We start from the raw sequence: 19,770 nt of genomic DNA on the forward strand, positions 1-19,770 counted from the left end.
GGTTGCATTAGTGTTTCATAAATTTGGTCGCTCCGTTGTACTTCGAATTACGTCGATGATGATTAGCGTGATTTTAATGGCATTCATCAGCATTTTTTCTTCGATGTATATGTCTCAAATCAGCGAGAATGACGGAAAAGCCATCAACCTCTCGGGCTCGCTGCGCATGATGAGCTACCGGATCACGACCCAAGCCGCCACCTTACAAAAGTCGCCCAATCAACAAAACCAGCAAAAAGTACAAGCTCTGATCCAACGTTTCGAAACCTTATTTAGCGACCCGGTCCTTAAAAAGGATTTCATACGTTTTAACGAAATCGAACTACAACAAGAATACCAAGCCATTCGTCACAGCTGGCAAACCGTGATCAAGCCGCAATTAGCCAATGCCGATCAACATTTCGACTTAGAGCGATTTTTGCCCACCTTAGAATCCTTCGTCGAGAACATTGACCAGCTGGTTTACGGCTATCAACAAGTACTAGAAGAGCGCCTCGCTCTACTGAAGATAATTCAAACCGTAATGCTGTCGATTACTTTGCTGCTGATTGGTTTATCCTTGTATTCGATTCATCGACATATTGCACAACCACTCAAGGCATTAACTGCGGTTGCCGAAGCCTCATCCAAGGGAGATTGGAGTAAACGCTGTCATATTGAACGTGAAGACGAATTGGGGCTGTTGTCGCAAACCATCAATCAGGCTCACGACAGTATTCAAGCAATCCATCGAGACCTAGAACAACGGATCCACAATAAAACCATCCAGTTGAGTCGAAACAATGAAATTTTAACCTTTCTGTATAACGTGGCTCAGCAGGTAAATCAGTCGCATCTCGGCCAGCTTGCTTTTCGCGCTATTCTTGAGGAATTATGTTTAGTGAGCGAACGAAAAAAAATTGAGCTCAAACTATTCGCCAATGACTATCAGTTGCCCTATCAACATATTATTGTTGACCACCAAAGCCCTCCAGAGCAGCACTCTGAATCTACAGCGATCAGCACCTTTATCATCGAGCGGAACAATACCCAATTTGGCGAACTTATCGTAGCAGATGATCCCAGTGCTCCCTTAGAAGACTGGCAACAGAATTTATTACATTCCCTGGTCGATCAATTCGCAATCGCCTTAAGCTTAACCGAGCAACTCAATCAACAACGACGCATCGCCTTATTGGACGAACGGTCGATCATCGCCCGCGAGCTGCACGATTCATTAGCACAATCCTTGTCCTATTTAAAAATACAAGTCACCCGTATCGAAAAAGGCCTACAAGACGTTGATGTTCCAGAACAGGTGAGCAAACCGGTAGCAGAGCTTAAGGAAGGCCTCAGCTCAGCCTATCGACAATTGCGCGAGCTGCTCACGACATTTCGTTTGCAAATTGGCAATGGTGGCTTAAAGGCAGCACTGACCGATACCATCAAAACCCTCGCAGAGCGCAGTGACATCGATATTCGCCTTGACTACGACTGCACGCACGTACCTTTTGAGCCCAGTGAAGCCATTCATATTTTACAAATCACCAAAGAAGCCTTACAAAATGCCATCAAGCACTCCCATGGCTCGTTGGTCAGCATATCGTTGATTGAAAAGTCAAATAAATCAATTGAATTGTTGATCAAAGATAATGGAATTGGTATCAAAGAGATGGCGCTAAAATTAAACCATTATGGAACAGAAATTATGCAGGAGCGTTGTCATTCCTTACATGGCGAATTAACCATCCGCTCCCCTGATACGATGGGGACCGAAGTCGGTCTAACTTTCCTGCCAAATTATCTGAGTAAAGTCGAGAAAAATGCTTAATCTGCCTGAATAGCGTTAAGCCGAATGAACTTGTGACAAGGAGTGTAATGTGAGTACAAATGCAGCAACGGTGATGTTAGTCGATGATCACCCGCTATTTCGTAAAGGCTTACAGCAACTGATTGCCATGGAAGATGATCTGGTGGTACTGAGCGAGTATAACAATGGCTCGGACGCCATCATCGGGGCACTTCACGATGATCCTGATTTAATTATTTTAGACCTGAATATGCAAGGTATGGATGGCTTAGAAACCGTTCGTTTAATGCGTGAACAACACATCACCGCTCGCATTGTGATGTTAACTGTATCTGACGCCGAAGATGATGTATTAGCCGCCATTGAAAATGGAGCCGACGGTTACTTACTCAAAGATATGGAACCAGAAGACATTGTTGAAAACATTAAACAAGCGGTATTGGGAAAGCTGGCCCTATCTGATCGTCTGACTAAAGTTCTCGCCCAATCATGGCACAAACCCAAGCAACAGCCAGATGAAAACTTACTGGAAAGCTTAACTGGCCGAGAATCCCAAATTTTGATACTGATCGCCAAAGGCATGAGTAACAAACTGATTGCCCAAGAACTACGAATTACTGATGCCACCGTGAAAGTCCATGTAAAACACTTACTCAAGAAATTAAACTTACGCTCACGCTTAGAAGCTGCGGTTTGGCTGAAAGATCAGCAATTATAAAAAACAGAAATAAACTAAAACCTTAAACGAGATTTCGATTGGCAGCTCAAATTTGATCCCACTATTTCCGCTCAAAAGGCTTACTGGGGAATATTGTATTTTTGCAGGATTTGCATATACTGAGCACCCGATTTAAATTTGTTCAATTCATCAGAAAACTGCTTCACGAATGTTCGCTCAACATTTAGCTGATTAAACGCGATATAGAAATGCGTAGAGTCGATGGGATTAGCAGTAAGGGCTGCAACACTATTTTCAATACCACGTTTCTTTGCTAAAAACATTCCCGTAAGATAATCGCTGATGATGTAATCAACCCGCCCTGCAACCAACTTTTTAAAATTTAATTCTTCCCCGGCGACCAGTTCATAATTATTTTCTTTTTTGACAAATTCCCAGAGCGCTTCACTGTATCTAACATCAATCACTAAACCAATTCGTTTCCCCTTTAGATCTTCAAAAGAATCAAATTTAAGTTTTCCAACATCAGCTCTACGGATAAAAAACACCCATTGGGCATCTAAGAGATGTTCATCCGGGTAATGAAAAAGCGCCTCTCTATCCTTGCTTTTCATAATCGTATAAAGGCTATCCGTTTGGCCAACTTTGAGCATACGCAAGGCTCTTGCCCACGGATAGATGGTATTCTTGTAATCAACGCCCATGTTCTGAAATACTTCGGCCACGATTTCCGAGACCACTCCCCCAACTTCTCCGTTTTCAAGCTTATAGACGTAAGGCGGAAACTCAGGGGAGGCAACTCTAAGCAAAGTCTGAGCTTGCGCCAACAAAGAAACAGGTAAAGTCAGCCAGCACATCAGCAAAAAAAAGAAAACAGATTTTGTCATATTCATTAACCCCCTTAATTCAAAACAACGAATAAGCTATCGGAAAAAACTGGGGCATCGGGTCACCAGCCACTTTTTCACACTGGGAAGACTTATCAAAATAACCATTCCATCATCAGACTACAGACCCATTTAACTAAATATAATTCTAAGCCAAAACCATAAGACCCGCACAAAATAGTTAAAAATGTGTACGGTAGAGCTAAAGACAAGATAATAAACGGTTGGCAAGCAGTTAAAGATCAATGATGGCGAGATGAAACAGCAGCATGCTTTCATCGATGAAACCGAGCCTTACACGGATAAATATAAGCGAGCTGAGCTGATGGCTCTGCGCCAACAAACTCTAGGGACGCGTATCGATGCTTCAACCATTGATTGAACAATAAACAGTGAGACTCCTTCGACAAAGCGTAAACAGCCAAGGCCCTACGTATTAATGGACAGCTATTGTATAAAACAAACTAAGATCACACGAAATAATATAAAACAATCTTTATCCACTCATATCAAAGCCAAGCCTCAAGCAAAACAGCTATAAAAAGCAAATAACTTAAAGTGACTACTAATAAATGCCCACTCATCAAGGGGGTTGTTAAATACTGTTCGCCTCCGCGCTCAGTTATTAGAGTAAATAGTCTAAACACTTTAGGGTTAACCCATATTCTATAAAACCAATAAGAATAAAAATTAATAATTTATGCGCAAGATGTTACGTTTTAAAAAAAATAAAAACAAAAGACCACTGATTTCAAAAAATATAAAACGAATAAATCAATCACTTAAAGATTAACTCTTGGAAATTAGTAAGGAAATAAATAAAGAGGTAACACAAACAACCTGCCATAACACCAAGTGAGGTATAAAAAATTTCTGGAAGAATCTATCCAGCGAGTTTCGCCAACAACCAAGCTCGATTATAAGATATTGATTTTTATATGAAATAATGCGCCTGACAGGTAAGATGAAAACTCACACTTGGTGTTCAAATGAACCCGTTCACTTTGTCTTTCATTTATATGAGCAAACAAGGTTGCTCACTATTTATATAATAAGTATTTTCATACTATAAATAATCAAAAACCATGCATAAATCACACATACTTACTCTTATATGCGTTCAAGATCTCAAAATAAAAGCTTGTATTTGATAAATTACTCACACCGAAAACATCACTTATAAATAAAAACTTCGGTTACACAATTGAACTTATACATGGAGTATATAAACTTGAATAGATTACGAACCAAAAAAATAATATCAAGCCTCGTGACAGGTGTCAGCCTGTTTCCCTTAGCTCTACACATTCAAGCCGCAGAATACTGTAAAGACCAACCTGTTGACGGTGCTATATATAAAATAGTCAATGTTGGTTCTGAATTATTGCTTGCCGCAGAATCAGATTCAGAAAATGCAAATGTAGCAATTGAAAACAATGCAGGAAAAAACTCGCAACGCTTCTATTTAAACTACCAATCCAGCACTCATTATTGGACGATTCAAGCATCCAACACCGATTATGCGGCGAGCGTTAAAGATAGCTCGAGTAGCAACGGTGCAACGGTTCGACAAGAAACATATGATTTTGGCGATAATCAACAATGGGAGCTCAAGCAAGCCACCTCAGGTGATTACATAGGTGCTTACAAAATTGTAAATAAAAAGTCGTCATTATCTTTAAGTGCTAACGGTACCAGTAACGGTTCAAATGTTCGCCAAGAAAACGACAGCAATACCGATACCCAACGTTGGTGGCTAGAGCCTGTAACCAGCAGTTGTTCTGGCTCTGCGGTGACCGAAAGCGTGGTGCTCAATGGCTCGGCTGGAGATGGCATCGTCAAATTAAGTTGGAATGACTCGAATACCAACTCAAATTACCAAATTTACCAAGATACCGACAGTGATCCTTCTGGTCGAACTCGCATTGCCAGCGTGTCGCCAAGCACCCTGAGTTACACAGCTTCCGGTCTACAAAACGGCAAAACCTATTACTTCTGGGTTAAATATACCAACAGTGATGGCGGCTACTCGAACTCATCGATGTTTAGTGCTACTCCCAAAGCTTCATCTTCTGGTGGCTCTAACGGCGATTCGTCCAGTTCTGCTGCTGCCCCAACGGCCGACGCAGCCAAATATGCAGGAGCCAACAGCGAGCCTAGAACCAACGGCTACCCTTCTTTTATTAAGAGTACCGTGAGCGGCGCAACCGTCGTATCTAGCTTAAGTAGTCTATTAAGTGCAATTGATAAAGCCAGCGCTGGTGATGTGATTTACATCCGTAGCGGCACTTATAAACCGTCTTCGCCAATTATTATCGACAACGATGGCTCCTCCTCTAAAACCATTGTGCTCAGTGCATACCCAGGGGATAACCGACCCGTCTTAGATTTTTCTGCAATGTCTGAAAGTGGTTCAAACCGCGGTATCGAAATGAAAGCCGATTACTGGCACATCTACGGCTTTGATATTAAAAAAGCCGGTGACAACGGTATGCATATGACTGGATCGCACAATACAGTTGAATTTATGGCTTTCTATGAAAATGCCGATACTGGCTTACAAATAGACAGCAATGCTGCGTACAACTTCATCAAAAATTCAGACTCTTACTACAATGCAGACTCTTCATTAGAAAATGCGGATGGTTTTGCGGCGAAGTTAGGTGTGGGTACCGGTAACTATTTCTACGGCTGCCGTGCTTGGCAGAACTTAGATGATGGTTTTGATGGATACTTGCGTGACAACGGCAGCAGCATCACCACAACCCATGAATATTCTTGGATGATCCGAAACGGTTATCAAAAGAATGGTTCAGAAGGTGTGGGCGACGGTAACGGTTTTAAAACGGGTGGTAGTGACAATAAAGATCTTGCCCACAACGGCATTTACATTAACACCATCTCTGCCGATAACACGGCTGACGGTTACGACCAAAACAGTAACCGTGGTGAAGTCACCATCTACAATGCGATATCCTACAAGAATGCACGCAACTATGGTTTAGGTGATGGCAGTAGTCGTCAACTTAAAAAACTCACCATCAAAAACAGTATTTCTTTAGATGGTGACAGTAGTGACAAACTTGACGCAGCATCAACAAGCATCAGTAAAAACGGCTGGCAAAATGTATCAACCTCTTCTTCTGACTTTGTAAGTTTGAACGTGGATGACCTACTGGCTGACCGTCAAGATGATGGTAGCCTGCCAGTGGTTGATTTCTTCCACCTGAAAAGTGACAGTGATTTAATTGATGCAGGGACCAATGTTGGTTTGAGCTACAACGGCTCAGCGCCCGATATCGGTGCTTTCGAATCGAACTAAGCATAACCGTTTAACACTGGCTTCATCTAAAGGGGACACATTGCTGTCCCCTTTTTCTATCTTTCTTGGATAACAGACTTCGAGACGGACTCACCCGTAACGAGTCTTTAAGCGTGCATAACAAGACACACAAAGAACTTCCCTTGATAATGCTCCGAACAGCGATCTCAAGTTAGAATGCTTATCGAGAACAACTACTTGGGACTTATTTTGTATAAATTGCCACTATCAGCGGTGAAGTAAAGATAACCTTGTGGATCCACCGTTAAGGCTCTAATTCGCTCGCCCAAGTCTTCAAATAAACGCTCTTCTCCTACAGGCATGCCCTGTTGGTTCATAATGATGCGATTCAGATGTTGCAGTTTTAACGCCCCACTGAATAAATCTCCTTGCCAGGCTGGAAAGGCGGCGCCTGTATAACTGAGTAACGAACCGGGTGCAATAGAGGGAATATACACTTTAAGGGGCGAATTTATACCCGGTAGGGTTTCAGCCTCGCCCACCTTGAGCGGCCCCCAATACTCTTGACCATGCGAGGTAAGCGGCCAGCCGTAATTCCCTCCTGCTTCAATTAAATTAAGCTCATCGCCACCACGAGGGCCGTGTTCTATTGCCCACAAGCGATTGAACTTTCGGTCAAAAGCCAAGCCTTGCGGATTGCGATGACCATAACTATAAATGGCGTCGTCGACTTTGCTGTTCGCCACAAATGGATTATTGCTCGGCACGCTACCATCGAGGTTCAAGCGCAATATAGTCGCGGCGTGGTTCAGAGTATTTTGCCCGTTATCTCTGTTTCCGCGATCGCCAATAGAGAAGTAAATATGTTGCTGGGGATCAAATGCGATACGGCTACCATAATGGCGATTGGTAGCGCTCACAGAATCAGTGACCAACAAATCCTGCCAGTTAATCATCTGCACTTGGCCAAAGTCATTTATCACAATCTTGGCTTTGGCTAAGCTGGTGACCCCGCTATTGTTTTTTGGTTTGCTGTAGGTAAAGTAAAACCAGCCGTCGGGGCCTTTAACCACATCTAGTAAGCCACCTTGACCTTGCGCCCAAATGGCGGGCAAGCCCGATATTTTTTGCCACGCTTGCTGACCAGCCTGGGTTTTAGTGAGATCGACACTGAGTAACTCACCATGACGTAAGGTAACCAGTAAGGTCGACGAGTTTAACCAAGCCATTGCCCAGGGCGTACCGGGCAGCTGAACCAGCTTTTCCACTTGCAGTGTATAGTCTTTGCTGGCCTGTAGTTGCAGTTTTTGAGCCGCCGAAACGCACCATGTAACGGCCCATAACAAACAAAGCATAACTTTAAACAACTGACTAAATACGGATGAGTTTGGCATAACACACCTCCTATAAAAGTGGCGCCCACTAAGCAATTTGAATATGTCGCTTGATCATAGATCTAACGCAAAACTCAAATAGTGACAAGTCCTTGAACCATCCTCCCAATAATCAGCCCGCATTGCCCTTAAAACAAGCCGCCCCGCGTTAACCTAAGGAGGCTTATTTTGGTTAAGAAGTGGCGGCTACGCAAATAAAGCCGCCTCTCTCATTGGGTCTTTAGGTATCGCAGAAATTAATTTTCGGGTGTATTCATGTTGTGGATCGGCATAAATACGGTCTGAATCACCAATCTCAACAACTTTCCCTTGTTGCATCACCATAATTTGATCGGAGATGTGTTTAACCACCGACAAGTCATGAGAAATAAACAAATAAGAAATTTGGAACTCGTCTTGTAAGTCTTGGAGTAAATTCAAGACCTGCGACTGAACTGACACATCGAGGGCGGAAACCGATTCATCGCAAATCAGCACATCGGGTTTCAAGGTTAAACAGCGGGCTATCGCAATCCGTTGACGTTGACCTCCAGAAAATTCATGGGGATACTTGTTAAATGCACTTTTGGGCAGACTCACCCGCTCTAAAAGTGATTCAGCCATTTGTCTACGGTCTGCTTTATCCTGACCAATCCCATGCAGTAACATCGGTTCCATCAATATTTGGCCGACCGTGAATCTCGGATTTAGAGAAGCGTAAGGATTTTGGAAAATAATCTGTACCCGGCGTTTCAGCGGTTTAAACGCCTCATCGGACATTCCCAGAATTTCTTCTCCCTTAAAAAAAGCATCCCCAGACGTCGCATTAAGCAGACGCATAATGGTATGACCCACGGTAGATTTACCCGAACCAGACTCTCCTACGATGCCTAAGGTTTTACCACGTTGTAATTGAAAGGACACCCCATCCACAGCTTTTAATTGCTTGCGATGAAACAATCCTGTCTTAATATTAAAGTACTTACATAGGTTATTCACCTCAAGCACTACCTCTCCCGTTTCCTGATATCCTCGGGCTCGCTCTGAGGGAAGCTGATAGGGCTCGTCTTGCAGGAAATCATCAATCACAGCCAGTCGCTCGGGTCTATAGTCAAGTGTTGGACGACAGTTCAAAAGGGCCTTGGTGTATGGGTGCTGCGGTTGCGTAAAAATAGACTTAATGTCTCCTTGCTCGCAAATCACACCATGGCGCATCACAATCACTTGATCGGCAAATTCAGCGACCACGCCAAGATCATGGGTGATAAATAACACCGACATCTTGTGCTTTTTTTGCATTTTGGCCAACAGATCCAGAATCTGTTTCTGAATCGTCACATCCAGCGCCGTGGTTGGTTCGTCGGCGATCAACAGCTTGGGTTCACAGGCAATCGCCATCGCGATCATAACCCGTTGTTGCTGGCCACCCGATAATTCATGTGGATAAGCATGAATACGATTTTCCGGATCGGGCAAGCCCACTTCGGTCAACAAATCAATCGCTTTGCGCTTCGCGGACTTTTTGCTAATGTCTTTGTGTTGCAACAAGGTTTCAATGATTTGGTTACCAATGGTGAACACTGGATTGAGCGAGCTCATCGGCTCCTGAAAAATCATCGCAACATCGCCACCGCGTAATTTACGTAAAGATTTTTTCGACATGCTTAACACGTCGCTGCCATCAAATTCTATCTCACTTTCAGAAGAAATTAAGGTATTAGAACTTGGTAATAATCCCATAAGCGCCATTGAAGTCACTGATTTTCCAGACCCTGATTCACCAACCAGCGCAACGGTCATATTTCTTGGGATCTCGAAATTAACCCTTTTTAGGGCGTGAAATAGACGACCATCTTCCAATCTAAAATCAACGCTTAAGTTTTTAACATTGAGTAAGGAACTGTCCATTATATTCTCCACCGTTACTTCACTTTAGGGTCTAATGCGTCACGCAAGCTATCGGTCAATAAGCTAAATGCAGTCACCAGAATCGACATAAATACAGTAACGGTAATCATTTGCCACCAATAACCTTGTATCAACTCTGCTGGCACCTCCGCTAACATCGCCCCCCAACTGGTTTGGGTGATATCAACCCCAAATCCAAGGAAGGAAAGTACCACTTCCGATTTGATCATCCCCACCGTGAGAATGGAAAACTGCACCAATAACAAGTGACTCACATTGGGAAGAATATGCAAAAACATCTTGCGAACATGGCCCGCACCAATGGCATCCGCGGCTTGCACATACTCACGATGCTTATGTTTCATAAACTCGGCTCGCATCACACGAAATACCGATGTCCATGAAGTCACGGCAAAGATGATGATCAAGGTATCAATGCCTCGAGAAAACACCACCGCAAAAGATAACAGCAATAACATCTCGGGAATGGAAGTAAAGATGCTGTAAAACCACATCAGCAGATCATCAACCCACTTACCGAAATAACCCGCAATCGCGCCTAAAATAGTACCAATAATAATCGCGCAAAAAGAGCCAAACAGCGCCACAGTCACCGACACTGAAGTTCCTTTAATGGTTTTTTGTAAAATGTCGCGTCCACGACCATCCGCCCCTAAGATAAGAGAATGGGCTTTTTCTATGGTTTCGGTTTCATATTGCTCGGCATTCGAACTGGCTTCCGCCATCAATGCCGCCAAAGGGTCGTCGGCAGCATCGGCAATCTCATTTTGGGCGCTCGGAGATTCCGAATAACTAACAGCTTTGACTTCAGCGCCACGCGCTTCCCAAGTCGCAAAACTTGGCGGTGCATGGGGTAATGCAATTTCTTCGCGCCAGTTTTCACCCGCAAGATTCATCCATCCAGCGAGTGATAACAATAAGTATAAACTGACAATCATCAAGCTAATATAACCGACTTTGTCGTTTTTTAGCCGTTGCCAGCCGAGCGTCCATAAACTTCGGGTATGGGCATCTTCTTGTTGCACCACATTTTCTAGTTCGATAGCAACATCGTTAGTTTGATATTTCACGGTCTATTCTTCCCTACCTTACATTCCTAATTTAATTGCACGCGTGGATCGACCAGCTTATAAATCAAGTCCGCAAGCAGATTAAAAATCATAATGGTAATCACGAGATAGATGGTAATGGCTTTAATCACAGGAAAATCACTGGCATTAACTGCTCTTAGTATTTCGTTGCCTAAACCGGGGATACCAAAAAACCGTTCGATCAACACCGACCCAGTGATCATATAAGGTAAGGAAGACATCACTCCCGTAACAATCGGAATCAGTGCATTACGCATCACATGTTTTAAAACAACGGTTCTCTCCGACAAACCCTTTGCTCTCGCAGTACGAACGTAATCGTTGTTCATCTCTTCAACAAAACAGGTACGATAAAAGCGCGTGTCTGGTGCAATGCTCACGGCAACCCCAATCAATAGCGGTAGCGGTATATAAATCAGGAAGTTTTGCCACATATCATTGCCCCAGCCGAACACTGGAAACCATTGCATTTTATAGGCAAGAAAGTATTGCCCGGCGATGATATACACCAAGATACTGATCGACATTGCAACCGTTGAAATAATAGTCACAGTACGGTCATAAGCGCTGCCGTTGTAGTAAGCGACAGATGCGGCAAACAGCAGTGAGAAAAACAGTGAACACATTTGCCAAGTCAACAACAGCATCACCGATGGACCAATACGACTATTGATGATCTCAGAGACAGGCTGTTGGGTTGACCAAGAGGTGCCAAAGTCCATACTGATCACTTGTTTCACAAAAATCCAGAACTGTTCAGGCAGACTTTTATCCAAGCCTAATTGAGCATGAATGCTGGCCAGCATCTCATTACTCAGGCTTTTCCCTGCCAAAATATAAGATGGATCACCGCCAACCAAGGTATACAGTGTAAACAGTAGCAACATCACCCCAAGCAAGGTGGGGATCATTTGCCAGCTGCGGCGAATAACATAAGAAAGCATGCAGTCTCCTCGAGCAAAAAAACATCAATACAACGCACCTCATGGTGAGTTGTATTGAATAATACAGATGAAATAGAGCGGTTATTTGTCTACTTCTATGTAACGCCAAGGAGCTTGCATAATAGGATGGGTTTTATAGCCATGAACATTTTTGTGTGACACATAGCTACGTACCCGGGTGTCGCCAAAAATGTAGGGCTGGTACTGTACAACCAGTTTATTCATATGGTCATAAAGCTTCTGTCGCTTCTCTCCATTTGGCAGGCTTAACGCTTCCTCATAATCTTTATTAAAGGCGGGTAAGTTAAACGCTGCAAAATTAGAATCACCTTTATTGGGACCATAAAACATCTGCATGAAATTCTCGCCATCAGGGTAGTCGGCACTCCATGCCAATCCCCACATCTGCAATTTACCTTCACGGTTGGCTTTTGACAATTCAGGCCATTTACCGGGTTTGAACGAGAGTTTTATTTTAAGCGAATCAAAATCTTGCTGCCAAAATTCATTCCATTCGCGGTCAACAGCGGAAGTGGTGGTTCCCATTCGAACCGATAATGGCGAACCATCCGGTAGGGTACGGTAACCGTCGTCACCGATTTTGTAACCCGCTGCATCCAATAATGCATTAGCTTTTGCTGGGTTATATTTCACTGAACTTTTTACTTTAGGATTATGGCCTGCAACCCCTTCTGGGATCGCATATTCTACAGGAACCGCCTGCCCACGACGAATTCTGGCAATCGTTTCATTAATCGGAAAACCCATGGCAATTGCACGGCGTAATGCAATGTTAGCCGGGGTATAGCCGCCAACAACGGGATCTTCCATATTAAAGAAGTAAAATACAATTTCGAGTATTTTACTACGTTGCAGGGTAATGCCTTCATCCACATATTTTTGTGCTAATTTCACATCCAGCGGGTCGTTAGGATTCATCACTAACGCTTCTTTCAGCGCGGGTTGGGGAATCATATTCAGATCAAGCTGATTATTTAAAAAAGCAAGCCAGGCGGGTTGTTCCTCTTCAATAATACTAATGTTGATGTGCTGCATTTGTGGCAAAGTTTTACCATGCATCTCTTGAGCAACCCGAACAGAAATTGGATCGCTCGGATCAGGCTGATAATTAAACACCGATTTACGGAAATTTGGGTTTGCGTCTAGGATAATTTTACTGCCCGGTTTCCACTCTGTGAGCATGTATGGACCGGTTCCAACCGGATGCGCATTGGTATTTGCGGCATTGGCTTCAATCACTTCTCGTGCAACAGCGCCAAAAGTGGGCATTGCCAAAATAGTCGCAAAATTATAGTTCTTGCTGGTTAGGTTCAATTGTAAGGTATATTTATCTAACGCTTTAATACCTTCAATCTGCGTGTCGTAATTCAGCGCACCATTACCAGCTTGGGTGACCATTTCATCGGTACCAACAAACTTGCCATCAACCAGATAGCTCTGTGGCGAATTAATGGTTTTATCGAATATCCGTTTCAAGGAATAAACGTAATCAGCAGCAACCAGCTCTCTCTTTTTACCTTTAAACGCGGGGTCATCTGCAAAATAGATCCCCGGTTTTATTTTAAAAGTATAGGTTTTTCCGTCATTCGTAATAGTTGGTAAGGCTTCAATAGTATTAGGAATAAGCTTAATCGGGCGAGCAAGGTAGTCATAGGTGAGTAAAGAGTCGTAAATATTTTCAATGACTTTACCGGAATAAATATCAGAAACTTTCGCAGGGTCAAAGCCCGTTGCTGCAAGTTCGAATGCAACATTGAGTGTACTTTTACTTTCTCCAGCATACAGCGAACAAGAAGCTAGCATCGCCGCAGAGAGCAGGCCTATTTTATAGAGTTTGTTCTTCATTCGATCCTCTTCATATTAAGTTGTTAGGTAACTAATTGATATGACATAGCAAATAACAAGCCATCTCCTTTTTTCTTTTCACAGACTCTTTAACTTATACAGTTTTGCTACATTTCCAACAGACTCATCACTCACCTTGTCCGAGCCTACCGGTACATGTATATACAACACGTTGTATTATATAGGTCTTTGCTATCGCCATACAGCCAATATCTTGTAAGGTTTTTGTTTAGACATATTTATGACGAGTCGCCCAAATTGGACATGTTCCGTTGAGTGTTTCACTGAATTGGCTCACAACACCCTGCAAATCGCACCAAGTTGGACGTTTCCAATTGAAAGCAACGCGATAGATAACCACCTTAAGAACCACTTATGTTCACCGCTTGAGAACTGCAATTTTTTCCATTGAGACAAAAGCTTAAAAAAATCCACATAGCAAAATAAACTGCCTCACTTACTGATAGCGCCTTTTGGCTCAAAAGACCCAAACACTAAACCAGCTATTAGTTTCCTTCCATTTTTATCCCAAGCTCAAGCCAATGAAAGGCATTATTCAGTGCTGCGGCGTACCGTCTCAATATTATACTTATCAGTATCGATAACAAAAGCGCCAGAAGCCAAAGCCGCTTCATAAAATTGCTCAAGCTGTTTTCGGCTATCAGCAGTAAAAGCAACATGTATAGGTGACTGTTTTAGGCGACCTTTCCCAAACCACAACTCTGGTTTTCCATTCTTTCCGAAACCACTCGCGCCATCAAACGCCACTATCTTCTTAATGCCCAATGGAGTAAGCGCATTGGAGTAAAATTAATTACGCTTTGTTAAATCTGATACTGAAAATCCAATGTTCACAGTCATATCCTTTATGCTTCTGATGCCTAGCCATAATACTCTGCTAGTGAAAGTAGCGATATTCAGTATTTCAGACGGCTTCAACAAACTAGCTCGACACGCTTAGCTGCAATGCTTTCCAAAACAGAAGAATCATGACAAATGAAACTGACCAATAATATAGCGGTTTAGACGACTGCTAAGGCAACTCGTGTCATTTCAAGAGTTGCCATGGATGTCTACCTAATTTTACGTCATGTTGTGATTTAAGAATTACTTTAACCATTGTCATTTAACAGCCTACGATTTAACCCAGCGACATTCACAAGCAGTTAATTCAGACACCCATGATAAAAACCTACGGTTATTTACATTAACGGAGCCTTGAGGTGGATATCTTGTTATTTTTATGTTCTACGAGTATACACCCAGCAAACCAAGCGCTTGCATCTTCAATCACTATGTCATTTATGTATAAAGTTGCTTTGAAGTCATCGCCAACAATTACTTGAGCGTTATTCTGAATAGTTTCAATTCGTTGTTCCAATATCTCATGCGACCTTTTAGTCAGGGCGGGAGCATACTTTGATGGATTTATAACCCAAAGAAGACTCGTGCCCGATAATCGTCGCTCCATCCCGCTTTTTTCAACTTCACTTTGTGACTTGGCGCTCCACAATCGCATTGTTTGAGCATGTTCATCACAAAACGTCTAAATAGAGCTATGTTTTCCACCGCTCCGTCTAAAGTAATGCGAGAGTTATCCTCTTTAAAAACAACATCTAATACGTAATGCTGGCTGTTTTCAATTCGCCAATGCTGACGAATATAGTGGCCTAACAATTTGTGATTCGGTGACATTGAGCTTATGTAATACGAGGTATCTACAGTGCCTTTCCCATTTATCACGCGGTGGCGTTCCACTGCTATGATGCTTCTTACCGTTGGCCATTTCTTTGCTAACTCTTCGGGCAACTTGGCCTTTAGTTGAAAGACGTATCGCTCTTCGCTACGACCATGGTGTTTTTCTTTAATTTCAGTGACGACCTTCTCTTTACCAGCATCAAAGACGGCTTGAAACTGCTCAACAACAGCCGCTCTCAACTTTGGTTGGTTGTTTTTTACTTGAACGACAACATGAGCCTTCTTTTCTGCGATTTTCTCTAGTGTATCGCGCTGACAATGTAGAGCATCAACGGTGACAACACTGCCTTTTACGTTAATAACATCAAGCATTTGGCGCACAACGCTAATCTCGCCGTTCTTGTTCGCTGTCGGTTTCTGACTCAGAACGAGACCACGTTCAGTATCATAGGCTGTAACCAATTGTAATGCTGTTTTCTTGTTATTTCGGTACGAGCCACGCAGTACTTTTCCGTCAAATGCGATGATGGCTCTGTTTTGACTCGTTCGCTGCTCGTTAATCCACAGAGCTAATGCCTCAAGCAAAGACTCCGCGACAACAGAACGCAAAATGCGTGCTATCGTGTGTCGTCTTGGGATCCCGTGTTCAAATGGTCTATATTTCCTCAGCCAGCCCAACTTCTCTTCTCCACAATATTCAATGTCTTGCCAGCCTTCACATCCTGATGCGATAGCACTGATAACAAGGAAAATCACGTCAATAAGGTCATGCTTTTGATTGATGTCAGATCGAGTATCCTCGACGACTGATAAATGTTCAATTATGTTCAAAATAACTATGTAGCTTAGGGTTTAGAGGTATTAGATCATATCTGTTAACAAAGTGCGATCCCGCCCTGACCTTTTAGTAGACGAGTCATCGGCAGCAGAGTAGAAAGTAAATGCACCAAATTCCATTGAAGACTGCAACTTCTTTCGTTTTAGAACGCCAGTAATTCTTTTTAAATCTGATTCATATTGTGTCTTATTAAATACTCTGTTCTTTACTTCAATTACGGCTCTAGGAGCAGGGTGAGATCGCGAACATTATTTAACCAAGCTCATCCTATTTGACCTGCAGATCGAGTTGTGATCTTATACTCTCTTTTTCGAGAGTATCACCATGAGTATCGATGCCTTTTCTCTTCATTTCGGCGACCTAAAAGACCCACGTCAGTCAGCGAAAATCAGTTATCCATTATTTGATGTTCTATTCCTGACTATTTGTGCAGCGATAGCCGGTGCCGAGGGATGGGAAGACATTGAAGATTTTGGAGAAATCCACCTTGATTGGTTCCAAGATAAGGGCTTATTCAAAGATGGTTTACCTGTTCACGATACCATTGCTAGAATCGTCTCGCGCCTTGACTCTAGCGAGTTTCAGCAGTGTTTCATCAGCTGGATGGAAGCAGTCTCTGCTCGCTCCGAAGGCGAACTGATCGCTATTGATGGCAAAGTCTTGCGTGGCTCCTATGATCGTGAATCCCGGCAATCTACCATTCACATGGTCAGTGCATTCGCCACTAAAAATGGTGTTGTCATCGGTCAGCGAAAAACAGATGCTAAGTCGAACGAAATCACGGCTATCCCGGAGCTCATTAAGCTACTGGATATCAAAGGTTGTTTGGTATCTATTGATGCCATTGCATGCCAGAAAAATATCGCTTCAACCATCGTCGATAACGGTGGTGATTATCTGCTTGCAGTTAAAGGTAACCAAGAGACACTGGCTAAATCTGTTCAACAAGCACTGTTAGAAAGCGTAAAAGCTACGAGCTTACGGAATGATGTCACTATCGAACAGGGCCATGGACGTGTTGAAGTCCGTGAATATCATGTACTTCCTGCAGGTGAACTTATCAAACAGTTTCCAGACTGGAAAGGCTTAAAAAGTATCGGGGTTGCCATTGGTTATCGCATTGATAAAGCAGGTAAAGAATCACTCGATTATCGCTATTATATTTGTTCTGCAGAACTCAGTGTGGAACGTTTTGCAGCTGCTGTTCGTGGTCACTGGGCCATAGAAAACAGTCTACACTGGGTTTTGGATGCATCTATGAATGAAGATGCTTGCCAGATTTACCGTGGCAACGCGGCAGAGATCATGGCTTGTATGCGCCATATAGCTATAAACATGCTGCGTGCAGAAACGACAAGAAAAGCCAGCATCCGGCGCAAACAGAAAATTGCAGCTATGAGTTGTAGCTATTTGGATAAGGTGCTGCTGGCTGGTTTTAAAGGAGTGAGTAAAAAGTGAGCATTCATGCTCTCACCCTGGCTCTAGGAGCTCCTTTTGCCCACCAAAGTAGAAGATCAAAACGTCCGCCGGATCGTATATCTCTATGAATTAGACCTTTACCAACAGCTCCAGCATAGTCAAGAGCATCGTATGCACCGTTTTCAATCGTTACATACTTATTGCCTTTTGCTTGATGCAAACACCGCGCAACAGTTGTTGTTATAAAGTACTCAGGAGCCCAACAAACCCAGACCCCGCCAGACATATCACAGTATTCGTTTTGTGCCAATACAACACCTTCAAGACATACATCTACTATTGTCAATCTTGATATTCGACCTTTCAAATTTTCTCCAAGTAATTAACATCTTCTGATAAAAATTTAATTTAAAAAAATTAATTTAGACACCCATGATAAAAACCTACGGTTATTTACATTAACTGAGCCTTGAAGTGGGTATCTTGTTTTTTGTTGTTGTTTCTTTGTTGTTTTTGACGAAAGCCAAAACCTGTTCAGACCATTGCAGCCATTTTGCGGCTTGGAATAAGCGACTCCGTAATTTTATTTCAGCCCCAACAAGCGCCAGAATGATTTTTTTGGACTCTTTGGTTGAGGGATCAGCCGACCGAATTCATTCAGTAATTCAGCATTTAGAGAAGCCGCCATTTCGAGCAATGCAGAGACTTCATTGGCTGTTGAATTAGTGATGGTAATTTCATTATTCTCAAAGTGAAGCTCAACAACATTGTCTTGATTTTCAAGCTTTAAAAAGAACAAGTGCTCTCGGCAAGCGTCCTCAACAAGTGACTCAAACTCACCTTTATCGTGAATGTCATTCATTTCATTTATTCGAGTGACCATTTCACCCACAGATTCCATAAACATGGGATCTGTGGGTCTGAATAGCTTTGCATTCAAGTCAGCTTCAAGCATGGCTTCATGCAAAGCTAAAGGCCCATCCAGTTCACATTGTTTGTTATTACGTTTTATCTTCAAAACTTTCTCCGTTAAATACAGCTTTAAAAGCGCAGTTAATTTAGACACCCATAATAAAAATCTATGATTATTTGCACGGTCAAATAGTTGAGACGACCATTTTATTATTTATAATTTTGACTACTGCTAAATTTGGGGGAATTGCTTCTACACATATTCTCATTTGTTAGCTATCCTTGCGCATAGCTATTATCTTTACTGTTTGTATTACGCAACTTTTCATAAACTCACCACGGAATGATTCCACATCTTTTTGCATTTTTTCCAACTCTAATGCTTTGATAGAATCTTTATTAAGTGCATTTCTGTAAACAACCCTTAATTCATTTTCTGAATTTTGGTCGATTGATTGATTATTAAATTCCGCCTTAAGCTTAACTTTATATAAAACATCATTAATAACTTCTTCTTCATTTTTCTTGAATAGATGAAAATCAACCAAAGCAGTCCATGTAACCATACAACCAAATTCAGCCTCAATAGTAATACTGTCCTTAATTTTACGACCAGTCGGAACATCTTCTCCAGTATTATTATTTGCTATTTGGTTCTGATGAGTAAATAAAGTTGGTTGTTCTATACGACATGTTTTATTCCAAGATATGCATGAGTTACCACAGGGCTGCCCCTTTTTACAAACCTTTGCGAAAGCGCTTGTCGAAAGTAAAATAAAAAATAAAAAATGTATTAAAATATTCATAAAACCTGCTGGGCTAGCTAACAGCTTCTCTGAAGAAAAAAAACCTTGTTATCATACGGGAGTCGACCTTATTTCATCCATTGATTGTTCAATAGCATATCACTACTTTTTAATAATTTCAGACAGTTAGCACATAAATTGATAGTAAAGTCATATTCAAGGATGCATTCATTGCTAGCAACAAGGCATTGCATAAACACAGCAAAAGCTTGACCCGGATCACCATTTTATTTAACATCCCGCGTCGAAAAAATTT

General features: G+C 42.3%; 16 protein-coding genes. 6 read left to right on the forward strand and 10 right to left on the reverse strand.

Translation table 11 applies throughout. The features are described from left to right. The first annotated feature begins 10 nt into the window (after positions 1 to 10). A complete protein-coding gene (locus ACRRSX_RS13560; protein WP_432452651.1) occupies positions 11 to 1,810 on the forward strand; it encodes a type IV pili methyl-accepting chemotaxis transducer N-terminal domain-containing protein in 1,800 nt (599 codons plus the stop codon). A 49-nt stretch (positions 1,811 to 1,859) separates the two neighbouring features. Beyond that, a complete protein-coding gene (gene narL, locus ACRRSX_RS13565; RefSeq protein ID WP_432452650.1) occupies positions 1,860 to 2,507 on the forward strand; it encodes a two-component system response regulator NarL in 648 nt (215 codons plus the stop codon). An 80-nt stretch (positions 2,508 to 2,587) separates the two neighbouring features. Here narL and ACRRSX_RS13570 read toward each other — a convergent pair whose 3' ends face one another. Next, entirely contained in the window at positions 2,588 to 3,361 is a 774-nt protein-coding gene (locus tag ACRRSX_RS13570) for a substrate-binding periplasmic protein (RefSeq protein ID WP_432452649.1), read from the reverse strand. Positions 3,362 to 3,611: 250 nt separating this feature from the next. On the opposite strand from ACRRSX_RS13570, the gene ACRRSX_RS13575 reads away from it, so the two are divergent. Next, entirely contained in the window at positions 3,612 to 3,737 is a 126-nt protein-coding gene (locus tag ACRRSX_RS13575; RefSeq protein WP_432452648.1) for a hypothetical protein, read from the forward strand. An 849-nt stretch (positions 3,738 to 4,586) separates the two neighbouring features. Next, on the forward strand, positions 4,587 to 6,677 hold the full coding sequence (locus ACRRSX_RS13580; RefSeq protein WP_432452647.1) for an RICIN domain-containing protein: 2,091 nt from the start codon (positions 4,587 to 4,589) through the stop codon (positions 6,675 to 6,677). Between the two features lie 194 nt (positions 6,678 to 6,871). Here ACRRSX_RS13580 and ACRRSX_RS13585 read toward each other — a convergent pair whose 3' ends face one another. The 7 genes from ACRRSX_RS13585 to ACRRSX_RS13615 form a co-directional block, all read right to left on the reverse strand. Continuing rightward, complete coding sequence (locus tag ACRRSX_RS13585; RefSeq protein ID WP_432452646.1) at positions 6,872 to 8,032, reverse strand: PQQ-dependent sugar dehydrogenase; 1,161 nt, start codon at positions 8,030 to 8,032, stop codon at positions 6,872 to 6,874. A 186-nt stretch (positions 8,033 to 8,218) separates the two neighbouring features. Continuing rightward, positions 8,219 to 9,919 carry an ABC transporter ATP-binding protein gene (locus ACRRSX_RS13590; protein WP_432452645.1) on the reverse strand — a complete coding sequence of 567 codons (1,701 nt, stop codon included), beginning with the start codon at positions 9,917 to 9,919 and terminating at the stop codon, positions 8,219 to 8,221. 14 nt (positions 9,920 to 9,933) lie between these two features. Beyond that, entirely contained in the window at positions 9,934 to 11,010 is a 1,077-nt protein-coding gene (locus tag ACRRSX_RS13595) for an ABC transporter permease (RefSeq protein WP_432452644.1), read from the reverse strand. Positions 11,011 to 11,036: 26 nt separating this feature from the next. After that, the gene (locus ACRRSX_RS13600; RefSeq protein WP_432452643.1) at positions 11,037 to 11,975 is read right to left on the reverse strand and encodes an ABC transporter permease; all 939 of its coding nucleotides are present in this window, start codon (positions 11,973 to 11,975) and stop codon (positions 11,037 to 11,039) included. Between the two features lie 81 nt (positions 11,976 to 12,056). Then, entirely contained in the window at positions 12,057 to 13,841 is a 1,785-nt protein-coding gene (locus ACRRSX_RS13605) for an ABC transporter substrate-binding protein (protein WP_432452642.1), read from the reverse strand. A gap of 552 nt (positions 13,842 to 14,393) precedes the next feature. Then, positions 14,394 to 14,609, reverse strand: a complete 216-nt coding sequence (locus ACRRSX_RS13610; protein ID WP_432452641.1) for a hypothetical protein — start codon at positions 14,607 to 14,609, stop codon at positions 14,394 to 14,396. A 660-nt stretch (positions 14,610 to 15,269) separates the two neighbouring features. After that, entirely contained in the window at positions 15,270 to 16,370 is a 1,101-nt protein-coding gene (locus ACRRSX_RS13615; RefSeq protein ID WP_432452640.1) for an ISAs1 family transposase, read from the reverse strand. 331 nt (positions 16,371 to 16,701) lie between these two features. Here ACRRSX_RS13615 and ACRRSX_RS13620 point away from each other — a divergent pair, with 331 nt between their 5' ends. Further along, a complete protein-coding gene (locus ACRRSX_RS13620; protein WP_432452597.1) occupies positions 16,702 to 17,835 on the forward strand; it encodes an ISAs1 family transposase in 1,134 nt (377 codons plus the stop codon). Between the two features lie 36 nt (positions 17,836 to 17,871). After that, entirely contained in the window at positions 17,872 to 18,042 is a 171-nt protein-coding gene (locus tag ACRRSX_RS13625) for a hypothetical protein (RefSeq protein ID WP_432452639.1), read from the forward strand. 337 nt (positions 18,043 to 18,379) lie between these two features. On the opposite strand, the gene ACRRSX_RS13630 is transcribed toward ACRRSX_RS13625, so the two are convergent. Both ACRRSX_RS13630 and ACRRSX_RS13635 read right to left on the reverse strand, forming a co-directional pair. Further along, the gene (locus ACRRSX_RS13630) at positions 18,380 to 18,862 is read right to left on the reverse strand and encodes a hypothetical protein (RefSeq protein ID WP_432452638.1); all 483 of its coding nucleotides are present in this window, start codon (positions 18,860 to 18,862) and stop codon (positions 18,380 to 18,382) included. Between the two features lie 118 nt (positions 18,863 to 18,980). Next, positions 18,981 to 19,514, reverse strand: a complete 534-nt coding sequence (locus ACRRSX_RS13635; RefSeq protein ID WP_432452637.1) for a hypothetical protein — start codon at positions 19,512 to 19,514, stop codon at positions 18,981 to 18,983. Positions 19,515 to 19,770 lie beyond the last annotated feature (256 nt).

Source organism: Agarivorans sp. QJM3NY_30, assembly GCF_050870855.2.
Lineage (GTDB): Bacteria > Pseudomonadota > Gammaproteobacteria > Enterobacterales > Celerinatantimonadaceae > Agarivorans.